This window comes from Sporofaciens sp. St.21A7, from assembly GCF_059728535.1.
In genome coordinates this window covers 3,725,638-3,741,154 of the sequence record NZ_BAAGFN010000001.1, presented here as the reverse complement: position 1 = coordinate 3,741,154, position 15,517 = coordinate 3,725,638, and the positions used below count along the sequence as shown (strand labels likewise).

The window sequence follows — 15,517 nt, the reverse complement described above, 5'->3', positions numbered from 1 at the left end:
TGTAGGAGGATATTAAATTGAAGTATGCACTTATAGGATGCGGCCGAATCGCGGCAAATCATGTGAAAGCAGTGATTCATAATAGTCTTGATTTTGTTGCCGCATGTGATTTACTGCCAGAGGCAATCGAGAACTTATTGGCTAATCATGGTTTGGAAAAGGATGAGACTATCGCGCGGTATACAGATTATAAACGAATGCTTTCTGAGCACCCTGAGATTGAACTTGCGGCAATTGCTACAGACAGCGGAGTCCATGCAGAGATTACGCTCTATTGTATTGATAAGGGCGTAAATGTGATTGTTGAGAAGCCAATGGCAATGACAATGGAAGATGCAGAGGAAGTTATCCGAAGAAGTCAGGAGAAGGGTGTGAAGGTTTCAGTATGTCATCAGAATCGCTTTAATCTGGCTGTTAAGGAGATGCGCAAGGCATTAGAAGACGGTCGTTTCGGCCGTATTTCACATGGGTCTGTTCATGTTCGATGGAATCGTGGCAAGCAGTATTATGACCAGGCTTTATGGCGTGGTAAGTGGGCTTCTGACGGAGGGTGTCTGTTTAACCAGTGTATCCATGGTATAGATCTTTTGCGTTGGATGATGGGGGATGAGGTTGAAGAAATATACGGAGTTACGAAGCGGCAATTCCACGATTATCTGGAATGTGAAGATATAGGTATGGCAGTTGTAAAGTTCAAGAATGGCGCTGTCGGCACTATCGAGGGCACTGTTAATGTATACCCTAGGAACCTGGAAGAGACGCTCTGTCTGTTTGGAGAAAAAGGAACTGTTAAGATAGGCGGAACATCTACAAATAACATTGATGTCTGGAATTTTGCGGATGAGAGTGAGGAAGACAGCAAAAATAAGGGGTTACAGGAACAGACCAGCAATGTCTATGGGAACGGCCATACCAGCCTTTACGCTGACGTAATTGACGCCGTCAATTCAGGCAGGTCTCCGTACATAGATGCTGTTGCAGGACGAAATGCCGTGGAGATGATACTGGCTATTTATCAGTCGGCTGCAACCGGAATGCCGGTTAAGCTGCCTCTTAAGGATGTTGCTTCTACAGATTTTGAGGGGAGATTTGACTGATGGTTGATTATTCGGTACATCCGACAAGCATTGTTGATGATGGGGCTGAGATAGGAGAAGGTACGAAGATATGGCATTTCAGCCATATTCAGTCTGGCGCCAGGATTGGTAAAAATTGCTCTCTTGGGCAGAATGTGAATGTGTCTAATAATGTATTTGTAGGCGATGGCTGCAAAATGCAGAACAATGTTTCCCTCTATGAAGGCGTAGAGCTTGGAGATTATGTGTTCTGCGGCCCGTCTTGCGTATTTACGAATGACCTTACTCCCAGAGCGAAATATCCAAAGGGACATGCGGGATATAAAAAGACAATAGTAGAAGAAGGCGCCTCAATTGGGGCAAATGCTACCATTGTATGCGGCCATAAAATCGGGAAATGGGCGTTAATCGGCGCCGGCGCGGTGGTTACATCAAATGTCCCGGCCCATGCGCTTATGCTTGGCGTCCCAGCCAGAAGAGCCGGATGGGTCTGTGAATGCGGTGAATTATTGAGCGAAACCTTGAAATGTGGGAAGTGCGGCAGAAAATATACAGCGACAGAAAATGGTTTGGAGGAAATCAAATAATGCAGTTTAGAGACTTAGGAGCCCAGTATCAGGCTCTAAAACAGGATATTGACGAGGGTATCCAAAATGTAATTAACAGTTCAGCCTTCATCCTTGGAAAGCCAGTAACTGAATTGGAAGGCAGGTTAGCGGATTATGTAGGAAGAAAACATTGTGTGTCTTGCGGCAATGGTACGGATGCGCTTCAGCTTGCACTGATGGCTTGGGGGATTGGCCATGGCGACGCGGTGTTTACCTCGGACTTCACTTATTTTGCATCCGCAGGGACAAGCTCTATTCTTGGCGCTGCGCCTATTTTTGTGGATATTAATCTGGCTACGTTTAACATGGATCCAGATTCTCTTGAAGCAGCAATTCAGAGGGTTATTGCAAAGGGGCAGCTGACTCCTAAGGTGATTGTTCCGGTGGATCTTTTCGGGCAGCCTGCCGACTATGATAAGATTCTTCCTATTGCCAAGAAGTATGGTTTGAAGGTTCTTGAAGATGCCGCGCAAGGATTTGGCGGTAACATTCGTGGAAAACTGGCCGGTTCCTTTGGGGATTTGTCAGCAACCTCTTTCTTCCCTGCTAAGCCTTTGGGCTGTTACGGAGACGGCGGCGCCATATTTACTGATGATGATGAGATTAATGCCCGGCTTCGCTCCCTCCGTGTTCAGGGCAAGTCTCCTGTGGACAAGTATGATAATAGAGAGATCGGTATGAATAGTCGGCTTGATGCGATTCAAGCAGCCGTCCTTCTTCCAAAATTCAAGGCATTTGTGGACTATGAGCTTGAGGCAGTAAATAAGGCGGCAAAATGGTATACAGAAAGATTGAAAGACAGATTTGTTATTCCCACTGTTCAGGACGGTTTCTATTCAAGCTGGGCTCAGTACACGATTCTTTTAGACACTAAGGAAGAAAGAGATGCTATACAGGCTAATTTGAAAGCCAAGGGCATTCCGTCTATGGTCTATTATCCGAGAGGACTGCATCAGCAGGAAGCATATGCATGGATGGATTTGAGTGATGATATGTATCCGAATACGATTGAGGCTACGAAGAGAGTTTTGAGTTTACCTATGCACCCGTATTTGACTGAGGAAACCGTGGATCAGATTTGCAGAGAATTGCTGGCATAAAGAAGGAGAAAGTGATGACGGAATTTAATACGATTTATAATGGATTGATTTCTGGGCAAGAGAAGTTGGCTCTTGTGGGTTTAGGTTATGTGGGAATGCCTATTGCTGTGGAATTTGCAAAGCATGTGAAGGTTATTGGGTTCGATATTAATGAGACAAGAGTGAATGAATATAGGAACGGAATTGATTCAACGAATGAAGTCGGAGATAACATCAAGAATACAACTGTTGATTTTACTGCCGATCCAACTCGGCTAAGAGAAGCCAAATTTATTATTGTGGCTGTACCGACTCCTGTTAATGATGATAATAGCCCCGACCTTCGTCCAGTGGCGGGTGCGTCTAAGACTGTAGGCCAGAACCTTGCTCCTGGGTCAATCGTTGTATTTGAATCTACAGTATATCCCGGTGTTACCGAAGATATCTGCATTCCAATTATTGAAAAGGAGTCTGGGCTTAAGTGCGGAGTCGACTGGAAGATTGGATATTCTCCTGAGAGAATTAATCCTGGCGATAGAGTACATACACTGACTAGTATTTGTAAGGTTGTTTCAGGCATGGATGAAGAGTCCGCAAGAGAGATTAAGAAGGTCTACGATATCGTCATTAAGGTTGGCACATTCCCTGTCTCTAATATCAAGACAGCTGAGGCGGTTAAGGTTGTGGAGAATAGCCAGAGAGATATCAATATTGCATTTATGAATGAAATTGCAATTATCTGTGATAAGCTGCATATTGATACCGACGAGGTACTGGCAGGAATGAATACAAAGTGGAATGCCCTTGGATTTAAGCCGGGCCTTGTCGGCGGCCATTGTATCGGGGTAGATCCGTATTATCTTACCAATGCGGCGGAAAAACTGGGTTATCATAGCCAGATTATACTGAACGGCCGTCAGGTAAATGACTCTATGGGAACTTTTGTTGCAGATGCGGCTATTAAAGAGATGATTGAAGCAGGTATGGCTCCGAAGAAAGCTACCGTAGTTATTCTTGGCCTTACCTTCAAGGAGAATTGCCCTGATACAAGAAACAGCAAGGTTGTAGATATTATTAATCGTCTTAAGGAATACGATATCGTTCCTGTTGTGACCGATTCATGGGCGGATCCAGTAGTGGCAAAGCAGGAGTATAGTGTGGATCTGGTACCCTGGGAGGATATCCCGAAGGCCGATTGTGTGATAGTTGCTGTGGGCCATAATGAGTACCGCTCCAGGTCTATGATGCAGTTGAAAGAGTTGTTTAAAGCTGAGATTTCTGATGAAGAGAAGGTTCTTGTGGATGTAAAGAGCCTGTATCGCATGGACGAGCTTAAAGCGTCTGGAATGAGATTCTGGAGATTATAGAATTAATGAATTCACTAAAGCCTATATCAGATATTGGATGCCATTATAAAGGGCTTTGCAGATAATGTGGGGGTTAGATTGGGGACGTGTCGCCCGAGGAATAATATGATTTTAGATATGGTAAAGCAATGGATAAACAGGATAAAAAAGAGCTCTTTTATAAAAAGTGTGCTTTCTTTATCTTCTGGGGTGCTGATAGGTCAGGTGATATTGACTTTATCAACTCCTGTTATTAGCCGAATTTATACGGCTTCCGATATGGGAGACTATACATTAATAGTATCCAATGCAAATATTATAATTGCTGTTTCAGCCCTGGGTATGCTGACTGTATTTATGCTTCCGAAAGAAGATACAGAAGCCAGGGAATTATGCCGTTTAGTCACGCTGTGTTCATTGTTCATTTGTTCAATTTGCGTAGGATTTCTTTATCTGATATCTCCATATTGGAAATTGCTTGATACAGAAGGAGTATCATATTCAGCTGCATTAATCGTATTATGGATTTATGTGACGTCATATATAATTAATAACATTTGTTATGCCTATGCAAATCGTTTGAAATTATATAAAGTATTATTTTGGAATCCAATCATCGGCGCTGTTGTTAATATGGGATTATCAATCCTGTTTGGTTTTATGGGACTGGGATTTATAGGGTATACGGTAGCTAGTATAATATCTGTATTAGCAAATATCATCCATGTAATTAAGCATGTAAATCCTTATTCGGAAATTCCTGATAACAAAAAGATAGGTTATATGAGCTTATTGAAGTCCTATAGTAGGTTTCCGAAATATCAGATGCCTTCAAATTTGGTATCTAATATAGCAAACCAAATACCGCTCCGGATATTAAGCGATGCATTTTCTTCCTCTGTTTTAGGATACTATTCTATGGTAAATAAAATAATGTCATTATCTACATCTTTGCTTGCTGTTCCGATTAATCGTGTCTATTTCCAGGAGGCAAGTAAAAGATATAGGGAGGGTGATGACATAGGAGAGTTTGCGTTTAGAATACTCGAATCAAGTATTAAAATTGCGATATTGCCAATTGCGATATTGATGGTATTTGGAAGATGGATATTTAAAATAGTATTAGGAGCGCAATGGGAACAGGCCGGTGCATATGCAGCAGTATTAGGGATATATTTTCTTATTGGATTCTGTAGTAGTTGTTTGTCAGGCAGTTTTGTAATTATTGGAAAAAATTCATGGAGTTTGATTTCTGCTTCTGCTAATGCTGTAATTGGCATACTTTTGTTTGCACTGATAAATATATTTACGGGTATTTCAGAATGGACATTTCTGTTTGTAATGTCGGTATCTTTTACAATAGAACGCATTTTTGAAAACGGCGTTTTTTTCTATTATACAGGTTTTGATTTGAGAAGGTATGTAATTTTTGTGGTGAGACTGGTAGTTATCCCATTTATATTAGCATATTTTATACAATTATCCATATTAAAATTTATGCATTGAATTGTCTGTGGCTAAATTTTCGTATGTTCTATATTTCAAAAACATACATACAAATATGGGAGGCTAAAACATTGGAGGATTGTTTCACCTGAACTAATACTTTTAGTTTTTGTGGAATCGTTTAGCCTTTATTATAACAAGAGTTGATTTTATAAATGAGCGCTATTTGTTGTTGTCATGTGAATCTGAGCATAAGGCAATTAAACAAATTTTACAAAACCTTTTTGCTTGAATACACAAAACCTGATTTTTATGTATGTAAATGGCGCTTACCGCAGCGATAAGCCAATCGGGAAGTTAATGTATGACTTCTCCTGTACAGATGCAGAGGATATGTACTATGGCATAGGCAGAGTTATAGAGCCGGGAATCTAAAAAAACAGATTCTCGGCTCTATTTTTGGTGTGCCCGGTGGGCACACGTTCTAACGGGTGAAAGTCCCCAATCCGCCCTGCAGTGGGAAGGATACAGCCGAAGCCAAGGGTGTCCATCGTGAGGTGGAATTTGAAGAAAGGATTAGGCAAAACTCAAAATAAAGTATCTGGGATACGCATTTTACAGGAACAGAGGGAAGTACAGATTCCGGGTACACCCTAGGAGCGCCAGAAAGATGAAAGGCAGGATAAGGGAGATAACCCAGAAGAGCAAAGGGTGGAGTAACGACTACCGGCGACAGAAACTTGCGGAGTATGTCAGAGGGTGGATAAATTACTACAAACTTTCAGACATGAAAGGGCTGATGTCGGAGACAGATGAATGGCTCCGGCGCAGGATACGTGCAATCTATTGGAAACAATGGAAAAAGGTGAAAACGAGGTACCGAAACCTAAGAGCGTTAAAGATTGAAGAATGGCAGGTGCATCAGATAGCCAACAGCCGGAAAGGTTGCTGGAGGACAGCGCAGACGCTAAGCGTCGCCCTCACCAATAAAATAATAGCCAGGCTGGGACATATCTCCATGCTTGATTATTATCTGAAAGTATCGTGAAAACTATTGAACCGCTGTATACCGAACGGTACGTACAGTGGTGTGGGAGGTCGGCTACTCAATTTATGGGTAGCCTCCTACCCGATCCCTGAAGTGTAAAAGTAAAATCTTTCACACAATATCCATATTTATCTGCTATACTATAAACACATTATTCCCAAACGGAGGTTATGTCATATGGATAAAATCAAAATCTTAGTCGTGGACGACGAGAGCAGGATGCGCAAGCTGGTTCGGGACTTTCTTGAGAGGGAAGGTTTCCGCGTACTGGAAGCCTCAGACGGCGCAGCGGCAATGGAACTTTTCTATGAAGACAAGGATATCGCCCTCATCATCCTTGACGTGATGATGCCCAACATGGACGGGTGGCAGGTCTGCCGCGAGGTGCGCCAGACCTCCAAAGTACCAATTATCATGCTGACCGCCCGTTCCGAAGAACGCGACGAGCTTCAAGGATTTGAACTGGGCGTGGACGAATATATTTCCAAACCATTCAGCCCAAAGATCCTTGTAGCAAGGGTCACGGCAATCCTCAGAAGGGTCAATGCGCTGGATGCCGGACAAGTCATCGACGCCGGGGGAATCAGCATCGACAAGGCGGCGCATCAGGTAAAAATTGACGGCAAAGAAATCGAACTCAGCTACAAGGAATTCGAGCTTCTGTCCTATTTCGCCGAGAACCAGGGGATTGCCCTCTCGAGAGAGAAGATTCTGAACAATGTATGGAACTATGACTATTTCGGAGACGCAAGGACCATTGATACCCATGTTAAAAAATTAAGAAGCAAACTTGGCGAGAAGGGGAATTATATCCGGACAATCTGGGGAATGGGTTACAAATTCGAGGTGGAATAGCATGAAACATTCGATTAAACGGCAGATGATTGCGGTATTTCTGGGGCTTCTGGTCAGTTTCGTAGCGGCGCTTTTCCTAATCAATCTCTGGCTTCTGGAGCCTTATTATCTGGGAAATAAAAAGACACAGTTCATCGGCATGTACGAGGAACTGAATCTTGCAGTAGAGAATGGGGCGCTGAAAGATGGCAGGCTTATGGATGAAGAAATGGCAGGCAGGCTTGCGTTTCAGGCAGAGAAGAATAATATTTCCTTTTTGATTGCAGACGATAAGGGCGGTTATTTAACCAATGTGCATGACAAGGAACAGCTCAAGAACCAGTTATTAGGGTATCTTCTGAATCAGGCGCAGAAGGACTGTAAGGTTCTGGAGGGGACGGATGAATATCAGATTAACCAGTCCTGGAATCCATGGAACCAGACGGATTATATCGAGATGTGGGGAGAGCTTGCGGACGGAAGCCAATTTCTGCTTAGAAGTCCGCTGGAAGGAATCAAGGAGAGTGCGAAGATTTCCAACCGTTTCCTGCTTTCTATCGGAAGTATCTTGATTCTATTGACGGTCGCCTTTGCATGGTATTTTTCCAGGCGTCTGACAGCTCCGATTTTAGAGCTTGCCAAGTTGTCCGACCAGATGGCGGATTTGGATTTTAATGCCAAATATAAAAGCGGAGGCAGCAACGAAATCGGTGAACTTGGGGCGAATTTTAACCGGATGTCGGAGAAGCTTGAGAGTACCATTTCCGAATTGAAGAGCGCTAACAATCGGCTGAAAGAGGACATTGAGCAGAAAGAGCAATTAGAGAAGATGCGTAATGAGTTTTTGGGAAATGTGTCCCATGAGCTAAAGACGCCAATCGCGTTGATTCAGGGATATGCGGAAGGACTCAAGGAGGGAGTAAGCGACGATGCCCAGAGCAGAGAGTTCTACTGCGATGTTATCATGGACGAGGCGGCGAAGATGAACCAGATGGTGAAGAACCTGCTGACTCTGAATCAGTTGGAGTTCGGGGATGAAGATATTGTGTTTGAAAGGTTTGATTTGGCGGCATTGGTAAATGGAGTCTTGCAGAGCATGGAGATTCTTGCGGAGCAGGAGAAAATTCATGTGATTTTCCGGCAGGAGAAACCTATCTATGTGTGGGCGGATGAGTTCAAGGTGGAACAGGTCGTCCGTAATTATGTCAGTAATGCATTCCACCATGCAGGCGAGGAAAAGGTCGTTGAGATTAAGATTGTAACTTTAGATGGGAAAGCCCGGGTGACAGTCTTCAATACGGGAACGCCGATTGCCGGGGAGGATGTGGAGCATATCTGGGAGAAATTTTATAAGGCGGACAAGGCCCATAGCCGGGAATACGGGGGAAATGGAATTGGTCTGTCCATCGTAAAGGCAATTATGGAGTCCTTCCATCAAGAATATGGTGTAAATAATTACGACAATGGTGTTGAATTCTGGTTTGAACTTGATGTACAATGATTTCGTGAATGATTTCCATTCAGGGATTTGAGAAGAGGGGGATAAATGCGAGATGATAGCGATTCTTGATTATGATGCCGGCAATATTAAGAGTGTGGAAAAGGCAATGCAGTTGTTGGGGCAGGAGGTAACGATTACGAGAAAACGGGATGAAATTCTCCGTGCAGATAAAGTCATACTCCCCGGCGTGGGAGCGTTTGGAGACGCCATGGGGAAGATTTGCCAGTACGGGCTTTTCGATGTGATCCATGAAGTGGTGGATAATGGGACGCCATTCCTTGGTATCTGTCTGGGGTTGCAGCTGTTGTTTGAGAGGAGCGATGAGTCGCCGGGCGTAGAAGGACTTGGGGTTTTGAAGGGTGAGATTCTGCGGATTCCGGAGACGCCCGGGTTGAAGATTCCGCATATGGGCTGGAATTCATTGGAATTTCAAAATGACGGCAGGCTGTTTCGGAAGCTGCCCAAGGAATCTTATGTCTATTTCGTACATTCCTATTATTTAAAAGCGGCAGATGAGAGTATCGTGACTGCAGTCACGGAGTATGGTACGAAGATTCATGCTTCTGTGGAGCAGGGAAATGTGTTCGCATGCCAGTTCCATCCGGAGAAGAGCAGTGATGTAGGAATTCAGATATTGAAGAATTTTGTGTCTTTATAGTTGGAGATTCGGTAATTATTTCCTGTATGGGAGCAGGAATGCGATGTCCAAGGGCATAAAAAAATGAAGGGAGATATAAAACATGCATACAAAAAGAATTATCCCATGTCTGGACGTGAACCGCGGACGTGTGGTCAAAGGGGTGAATTTCGTAGATTTGAAAGACGCAGGAGATCCGGTGGAAATCGGACGGGCGTATGACAAGGCGGGGGCGGATGAGCTGGTATTTCTGGATATCACGGCTTCTTCTGACGCGCGGGGAACCGTGGTGGATATGGTACGCAAGGTGGCGGAGACGGTGTTCATCCCGTTTACGGTAGGAGGCGGAATCCGGACGGTGGATGATTTTAAGGCATTGTTGAGAGAAGGGGCGGACAAGATTTCCATCAATTCTTCTGCAATTAATACGCCAAAGCTTATCAGCGATGCTGCGGACAAATTCGGCAGCCAGTGCGTGGTGGTAGCGATTGATGCAAAGCGGCGGGCAGATGGGAGCGGTTGGAACATTTTCAAAAACGGCGGACGTATTGACGTGGGCATCGACGCATTGGAGTGGGCGGCAAAGGTGGAACGTTTAGGGGCAGGAGAGATTCTCCTTACCAGTATGGACTGCGACGGCACCAAAGCCGGATACGATTTGGATTTGACCCGGGCCATTGCGGACGCCGTATCCATTCCTGTGATAGCGTCGGGCGGCGCCGGGAATCTGGAACATTTTCATGAAGCCTTAACGGAAGGAAGGGCAGACGCGGCGCTGGCGGCGTCCTTGTTTCATTATAAGGAGCTGGAAATCAGGGAAGTGAAGGAGTATCTGCGCACGAAGGGCGTAGCGGTGCGTTTGTGATTTAAGAGATAGGCAAAAATGAGGGAGAGAATATGGCGGCAATCAACAATGACTGGCTGGAAGCTCTGGAAGCAGAATTTCACAAGCCTTATTATAAACAACTATTTGCAACCGTAAATCAGGAGTATAAGACAAGGCTGATTTTTCCGCCTGCGGACGACATTTTCAATGCGTTCCATCTGACTCCGCTACATAAAGTCAAGGCCGTGATTCTTGGGCAGGACCCCTACCACAATCACGGACAGGCACATGGATTATGCTTTTCGGTGAAAAAAGGGGTGAACGTTCCTCCGTCTCTGGTTAACATTTACCAGGAGCTCCACGATGACCTGGGATGCAGAATACCGGATCACGGATGCCTGACGAAATGGGCCGAGCAAGGCGTGCTGATGTTGAATACGGTGCTGACTGTGCGGGCACATCAGGCGAACTCTCATCAGGGGATTGGCTGGGAAGAATTCACGGACGCGGCGATTGCGGCGTGTAGTCGTCAAGACCGCCCCATTGTATTTATCTTGTGGGGTTCGCCGGCACAGCGGAAGGCAAAGATGCTGACGAATCCGAATCATTTGATATTAAAGTCTCCCCATCCCAGCCCGTTTTCGGCTCAGAGGGGATTTTTCGGAAGCAGACCGTTCAGTCAGGCAAATGCTTTTTTGGAGGCTCATGGAGTAGAGCCAGTGGACTGGCAGATTGACTAGACGGACAGGAAAGCGGCGTCTTAGGAGAGGGTTTAGGCTTCAGGAAGATAAGTATTCAGGAAGATAAGGCTTCAGAAAGATAAGTATTCAGGAGGAAGACAATGGGGAAGCAGTATGAGCTTATCATTATCGGCGCAGGGCCGGGCGGATATGTGGCGGCGAAGAAAGCGGCAAAATTAGGGATGTCGGTTGTCATTATTGACAAGGGGGATGTGGGAGGAACCTGTATCAATCGTGGCTGCATCCCAACAAAGGCGTTGATTCATACGGCAACGCTGTACCGTGATATGACGGAGTGCGGGAAGTTTGGATTATATGCCAAGGAAGTAGGGTTCGACCTGCAAAAGATTTACGAATATAAGGATTTGTCTGCGGCAAGAATGAAAAAAGAGCTTGAGCAGGAGTTTGAGGAGCTGGGAATCGTGTCCGTGCGGGGAATTGCCACGATTCAGAATGACCGGAGAGTACGGGTTGCCCGGGAAGACGGCGAGACAGAGTATTTCACGGGAAAATATATTCTGATTGCTACAGGCGCCAAAGCCCGGATGGTGGACATCCCGGGAATGGACCTGCCGGGAGTGATGACCAGCGAGGAGCTGTTGACGTCCAATGAGAGCCGCTACCGCCGGCTTCTGATTCTTGGGGGCGGTGTGATAGGAATTGAGTTGGCAACGGTATTCAATGCCCTTGGCGGGGAAGTGACCATTGTGGAGGTGTCTGACCGTCTGCTCCCGAATATGGACAGGGAATTCTCGGATACGTTGGAAGAGATTTTGACTGACAGGGGAATCGTGATTCATAAAGAGAGTATTTTAGAAGAGGTGGCGAAGAAGACGGATAGTCTGAGCTGCCGCTATGTCTGCCATGGGAAGAACCAGGAGGCGGAAGTGGACGCCGTGCTGGTATCCGTGGGAAGGACGGCGAATACGGAAGGACTCTTCGATGCGGATGTGCCGATCCGAATGGAAAACGGGCGTATTGTGGTGGATGATTTCTTTGCCACGAACATTCCGGGAATCTATGCGGTGGGAGACGTAATAGGCGGGATTCAGCTTGCACATGTGGCGTCGGCGCAGGCGACCTATGTGGTGGAGAGGATGAATGACGTCCCGGCGTCCGTTATCGTTGAGATGGTGCCGAGCTGTCTGTTCGTACCGATTTCTATCGTGCCGAGCTGTCTGTATACAGATCCAGAGATTGCATCGGTGGGGCTTACGGAGGAAGAAGCCAGAAAGAAAGGCGTACCGATACGATGCGGCAGATATGTGATGGACGGGAACGGGCAGTCAATTATCTCTAAGGAAGAGAGAGGGGTAATTAAGATTTTATTTGCGGCGGACAGCGATGTGATTCTGGGGGCGCAGTTGATGTGTCCGCGGGCGACGGATATGATTGGGGAGCTGGCGACGGCGATTGCAAATGGGCTTACTTCTTCACAGTTGATGTATGCGATGCGGGCACATCCCACTTATAATGAGGCGATTTCCTGTGCGATAGAAAATAGCAGGGCGCTAAGGGGCAGGTAAATGTTGGTTTTGTAGTTTTGAGATAGAGAATCGTGGTACGGAGGGAACGATGGAAGACAGCAGGATAGACAAACAATTTGAGTTTTTTCGGGAGATTGACAAAGAAAAATTTATTGGAAGGCAGACGTATCTGACGGATGCACAAAGGAAAGAGAATGATGCGGAACATGCGTGGCATATGGCAATCATGACGATTCTTCTAAGCGAGTATTCTAATGAGAAGATTGATGTGCTAAAAACAGTAACCATGCTTCTGATTCATGATTTGGTGGAGATTGACGCTGGGGATACATATGCTTATGACGAAGAGGGAAAGAAAACGAAACGGGTACGGGAACTTGCAGCGGCAGACCGAATCTTCGGGATTCTCCCGGAAGAACAGGGGGAGAAGATGCGCGGGTTGTGGGATGAGTTTGAGGCAGGAGAGACGGCAGAGGCGAAGTTCGCCCATGCCATGGACCATATCCAGCCGTTGATGCTGAACGCAGCGACGGACGGCAAGAGCTGGGAGGAGCATGGGATTCGGTTGAGCCAGGTTATGGGACGTAACAAGAACACGGCAGAGGGGTCTAAGGCTTTGTGGGAATATGCGTACCAGAAGTTTATTGCTCCGAATGTGGACAAGGGGAGGCTTACGAAGGATTAAGAGGGGAAGGAGATGGAGATTCCGGCCTGTGATAGATACATCCTAATTAAGGGCAGGCTGAGCTCCTATCTTTCTTTTGTCGAAAAAAATCGAAAAAGTGCAAAAAAGTTGTTGACAAGATATGACAGATATGGTAATCTGATTGAGCTGTCAGATGAGCAACGAAATACAAAACATGACAGCGAAAAAAAGTTTGAAGAAACTTGAAAAAAGTTGTTGACAAGCGACGAAAGATGTGATATTCTAATCTAGCTGTCGCGAGAGACGACAACAGGAAAGAACCTTGATAATTAAACAATAGACAACAACCCTGAAAATTTCTTGAGAGAAAATTTCAGAACGTGGAATTGAATGGACGAAGAAATTTGGCTAGGCTGAATGGATTTGGAAATTCAAGACCAACCTTATAAACAGTAATAACGGGAAAAGAAAAAGCGAGCATTTTTCTTGACCGAGATTAAACTTGATTATTTTAAGGATGCTTCGACAGTTCTAAGCTCGTGAGAAACCTCGCTAAGAACTGTGAAGCGTCTAAAAGATGCTTCGCAATACTAAGCTCGTGGGAGACCTCGCTAAGTATTGTGAAGCGTAATACGACTAAGGTTCGTGAAAGACCGAACCCAAGTCTTTATTACGAGAGTTTGATCCTGGCTCAGGATGAACGCTGGCGGCGTGCCTAACACATGCAAGTCGAGCGAAGCGCTTTGATTGGATTCTTCGGATGAAGATAATTGTGACTGAGCGGCGGACGGGTGAGTAACGCGTGGGCAACCTGCCTTACACAGGGGGATAACAGTTAGAAATGACTGCTAATACCGCATAAGACCGCGGAACCGCATGGTTCTGAGGTAAAAACTCCGGTGGTGTAAGATGGGCCCGCGTCTGATTAGGTAGTTGGTGAGGTAACGGCTCACCAAGCCGACGATCAGTAGCCGACCTGAGAGGGTGACCGGCCACATTGGGACTGAGACACGGCCCAGACTCCTACGGGAGGCAGCAGTGGGGAATATTGCACAATGGGGGAAACCCTGATGCAGCGACGCCGCGTGAGCGATGAAGTATTTCGGTATGTAAAGCTCTATCAGCAGGGAAGAAAATGACGGTACCTGACTAAGAAGCCCCGGCTAACTACGTGCCAGCAGCCGCGGTAATACGTAGGGGGCAAGCGTTATCCGGATTTACTGGGTGTAAAGGGAGCGTAGACGGTCCTGCAAGCCAGATGTGAAAGCCCGGGGCTCAACCCCGGGACTGCATTTGGAACTGTAAGGCTAGAGTGTCGGAGAGGCAGGCGGAATTCCTAGTGTAGCGGTGAAATGCGTAGATATTAGGAGGAACACCAGTGGCGAAGGCGGCCTGCTGGACGATGACTGACGTTGAGGCTCGAAAGCGTGGGGAGCAAACAGGATTAGATACCCTGGTAGTCCACGCCGTAAACGATGACTACTAGGTGTCGGGTGGCAAAGCCATTCGGTGCCGCAGCCAACGCAATAAGTAGTCCACCTGGGGAGTACGTTCGCAAGAATGAAACTCAAAGGAATTGACGGGGACCCGCACAAGCGGTGGAGCATGTGGTTTAATTCGAAGCAACGCGAAGAACCTTACCTGATCTTGACATCCCTCTGACCGGCAAGTAATGTTGCCTTTCCTTCGGGACAGAGGAGACAGGTGGTGCATGGTTGTCGTCAGCTCGTGTCGTGAGATGTTGGGTTAAGTCCCGCAACGAGCGCAACCCTTATCTTCAGTAGCCAGCATTTAGGATGGGCACTCTGGAGAGACTGCCAGGGATAACCTGGAGGAAGGTGGGGATGACGTCAAATCATCATGCCCCTTATGACCAGGGCTACACACGTGCTACAATGGCGTAAACAAAGGGAAGCGAACATGTGAGTGCAAGCGAATCCCAAAAATAACGTCTCAGTTCGGATTGTAGTCTGCAACTCGACTACATGAAGCTGGAATCGCTAGTAATCGCGAATCAGAATGTCGCGGTGAATACGTTCCCGGGTCTTGTACACACCGCCCGTCACACCATGGGAGTCAGTAACGCCCGAAGCCGGTGACCTAACCGAAAGGGAGGAGCCGTCGAAGGTGGGACCGATAACTGGGGTGAAGTCGTAACAAGGTAGCCGTATCGGAAGGTGCGGCTGGATCACCTCCTTTCTAAGGAAAAAGACTTCTTCCGTCTGGAGCAATCCAACTAAAAC

The 15,517-nt window shown here is 46.2% G+C and carries 13 protein-coding genes, 1 rRNA gene and 1 pseudogene; all 15 read left to right on the top strand.

The window, feature by feature from the left end; translation table 11 throughout:
* Positions 1-17 precede the first annotated feature (17 nt).
* The 15 genes and pseudogenes from AC6I3O_RS18620 (at position 18) to AC6I3O_RS18550 (ending at position 15,473) form a co-directional block, all read left to right on the top strand.
* Positions 18-1,097 (top strand): Gfo/Idh/MocA family protein, encoded by a 1,080-nt coding sequence (locus tag AC6I3O_RS18620; protein ID WP_497852129.1) that lies wholly within the window; start codon positions 18-20, stop codon positions 1,095-1,097.
* Positions 1,097-1,663 carry an acyltransferase gene (locus AC6I3O_RS18615; protein WP_497852128.1) on the top strand — a complete coding sequence of 189 codons (567 nt, stop codon included), beginning with the start codon at positions 1,097-1,099 and terminating at the stop codon, positions 1,661-1,663. Before AC6I3O_RS18620 ends, AC6I3O_RS18615 begins: the two co-directional genes overlap by 1 nt.
* Complete coding sequence (locus tag AC6I3O_RS18610) at positions 1,663-2,784, top strand: DegT/DnrJ/EryC1/StrS family aminotransferase (RefSeq protein ID WP_497852127.1); 1,122 nt, start codon at positions 1,663-1,665, stop codon at positions 2,782-2,784. Before AC6I3O_RS18615 ends, AC6I3O_RS18610 begins: the two co-directional genes overlap by 1 nt.
* A gap of 14 nt (positions 2,785-2,798) precedes the next feature.
* Entirely contained in the window at positions 2,799-4,130 is a 1,332-nt protein-coding gene (locus tag AC6I3O_RS18605; protein ID WP_497852126.1) for a nucleotide sugar dehydrogenase, read from the top strand.
* A gap of 105 nt (positions 4,131-4,235) precedes the next feature.
* Complete coding sequence (locus AC6I3O_RS18600; RefSeq protein WP_497852125.1) at positions 4,236-5,615, top strand: lipopolysaccharide biosynthesis protein; 1,380 nt, start codon at positions 4,236-4,238, stop codon at positions 5,613-5,615.
* A 252-nt stretch (positions 5,616-5,867) separates the two neighbouring features.
* Positions 5,868-5,960: pseudogene (locus tag AC6I3O_RS18595) on the top strand (nuclease); the annotation flags it as partial.
* A 265-nt stretch (positions 5,961-6,225) separates the two neighbouring features.
* Positions 6,226-6,603, top strand: coding sequence for a group II intron maturase-specific domain-containing protein (locus AC6I3O_RS18590; RefSeq protein WP_497852124.1), 378 nt, complete (start codon positions 6,226-6,228; stop codon positions 6,601-6,603).
* 177 nt (positions 6,604-6,780) lie between these two features.
* Positions 6,781-7,458 (top strand): response regulator transcription factor, encoded by a 678-nt coding sequence (locus AC6I3O_RS18585; protein WP_497852123.1) that lies wholly within the window; start codon positions 6,781-6,783, stop codon positions 7,456-7,458.
* 1 nt (position 7,459) lies between these two features.
* The gene (locus AC6I3O_RS18580; RefSeq protein WP_497852122.1) at positions 7,460-8,938 is read left to right on the top strand and encodes a sensor histidine kinase; all 1,479 of its coding nucleotides are present in this window, start codon (positions 7,460-7,462) and stop codon (positions 8,936-8,938) included.
* 52 nt (positions 8,939-8,990) lie between these two features.
* Entirely contained in the window at positions 8,991-9,596 is a 606-nt protein-coding gene (gene hisH / locus AC6I3O_RS18575; RefSeq protein WP_497852121.1) for an imidazole glycerol phosphate synthase subunit HisH, read from the top strand.
* An 82-nt stretch (positions 9,597-9,678) separates the two neighbouring features.
* A complete protein-coding gene (gene hisF / locus AC6I3O_RS18570; RefSeq protein WP_497852120.1) occupies positions 9,679-10,440 on the top strand; it encodes an imidazole glycerol phosphate synthase subunit HisF in 762 nt (253 codons plus the stop codon).
* A gap of 32 nt (positions 10,441-10,472) precedes the next feature.
* On the top strand, positions 10,473-11,141 hold the full coding sequence (locus AC6I3O_RS18565; protein WP_497852119.1) for a uracil-DNA glycosylase: 669 nt from the start codon (positions 10,473-10,475) through the stop codon (positions 11,139-11,141).
* Positions 11,142-11,242: 101 nt separating this feature from the next.
* Complete coding sequence (gene lpdA / locus AC6I3O_RS18560; RefSeq protein ID WP_497852118.1) at positions 11,243-12,667, top strand: dihydrolipoyl dehydrogenase; 1,425 nt, start codon at positions 11,243-11,245, stop codon at positions 12,665-12,667.
* A gap of 49 nt (positions 12,668-12,716) precedes the next feature.
* Positions 12,717-13,313 carry an HD domain-containing protein gene (locus tag AC6I3O_RS18555; protein WP_497852117.1) on the top strand — a complete coding sequence of 199 codons (597 nt, stop codon included), beginning with the start codon at positions 12,717-12,719 and terminating at the stop codon, positions 13,311-13,313.
* A gap of 629 nt (positions 13,314-13,942) precedes the next feature.
* Positions 13,943-15,473 (top strand): 16S ribosomal RNA (locus tag AC6I3O_RS18550).
* Positions 15,474-15,517 lie beyond the last annotated feature (44 nt).